The sequence below is a fragment of the Psychroflexus sp. MES1-P1E genome, from assembly GCF_002836055.1.
Lineage (GTDB): Bacteria > Bacteroidota > Bacteroidia > Flavobacteriales > Flavobacteriaceae > Psychroflexus.
In genome coordinates this window covers 1-1,442 of sequence record NZ_PJBS01000283.1, presented here as the reverse complement: position 1 = coordinate 1,442, position 1,442 = coordinate 1, and the positions used below count along the sequence as shown (strand labels likewise).

Genomic DNA, 1,442 nt, shown 5'->3' with positions numbered 1-1,442 from the left:
AACCTTATTATCGCAAAATGCGTTACAAGATTTACGAAGCTATTATAAAACTTGGAAACCTAAGGAGTATTTGTTTGAGGGACAGAAAGGAGGAAAATATAGCGGTCAATCTGTAGTTAAAGTGGTGAAGACCGCAGCTCATAAAGCAAAGATCAGAATAACAGTAACTCCTCATATGCTTAGGCATAGCTTTGCTACACATCTCCTAGAGGCAAGAGTAGACTTAAGATAAATTCAAGTATTATTGGGACATCAATCCTCAAAAACTACAGAAATTTATACTCATGTAGCAACAAATACTTTTAAAAAAATAAAAAATCCTCTTGATTCTTAGAATTATATAAAAGATATATAGAACATATGTTCTATATACCATTGTTAGGCACAATGTAAACCGAAATTAACGCAAAATGAAAAACCTACTTCCTTTTATTATTTCTTTCTTTTTACCTGGAGCAGGACAGTTTATTCTTAAAGACTTTAAAAAAGGTGGAATTATTTTATTAGTAGATATAGTTTCAACATATCTTATTTTTAATATAGACTTCTTGGATTTAATCCCTTTATGGTTTCCTCACATAATTATTATGATTTGGGCACTTTTTGATATTTTCGATAAGATTGAAAAACGTGATGGAAAAAAATCGGCAACTAGATATCTTGCATTTAGTTTACTTATTGTAGTTATTTTATTTCCTTTAACTCTAACTCTTTTGACAACTGGAATTTTTAAAGGTGCTGAATTTATAACGAATGAATACGTTAATGAAGACAGAACTAAAGAAGAAATGAATAAAATATCGACGGAATTAAGTCTTTATAAAAATCATTATGGAGTTTTTCCAGAAAATTACGAATCATTTATTAGACGTAAACCTATTTGGGGAAGTTGGAAAGCAGATAGCTAGAAAAATCCATATAAATATGAATTAATTGACTCTGTAAATTACATACTGATTTCTGCTGGAAAAGATGGAATTTACAATAACGCAGATGATTTAATAAGAAAAAATTGAAAAAACACAGTGCCTAACTCCGTGTAAAAAAAATTGCTAGTAAAAGCCTACTTATGAAAATCCTCGCGGATTTTCTTGGTTTGTGTTTTATTTACTAACTTCATCGCTTAAACCACGCAATTTTCCTTACACAACAACGTTACCTGCAAGCCAATATGAATCCTATTTCAAATTTAATTGATAGAATAAACAACGAAAATCTTTGGGATAGAGAAATACAATTAGAGCGCAATGAATATCTAAAGGTGAAAGGTAGTATTGACACTAATATCTATTTAGTCATAAATGGTAGTTTGAGAATATTCGTAATTGATGAATACGAAGAACACACAATTAGGTTTGGATATAAAGACAATCTGATAGCTTCATTAGATTCATTTTTAAATGAACAACCTTCTGATTTCTATATTCAAGCATTAAAAAAAA

1 protein-coding gene and 2 pseudogenes are annotated in these 1,442 nt (G+C 29.5%); all 3 read left to right on the top strand.

Features of this window, described 5'->3' with window-relative positions:
• A pseudogene (locus CXF67_RS09775) lies at positions 1-334 on the top strand (tyrosine-type recombinase/integrase); the annotation flags it as partial.
• Positions 335-410: 76 nt separating this feature from the next.
• Positions 411-908, top strand: coding sequence for a hypothetical protein (locus CXF67_RS09770; RefSeq protein ID WP_102088582.1), 498 nt, complete (start codon positions 411-413; stop codon positions 906-908).
• Positions 909-1,171: 263 nt separating this feature from the next.
• Positions 1,172-1,442, top strand: a pseudogene (locus CXF67_RS18470) (cyclic nucleotide-binding domain-containing protein); the annotation flags it as partial.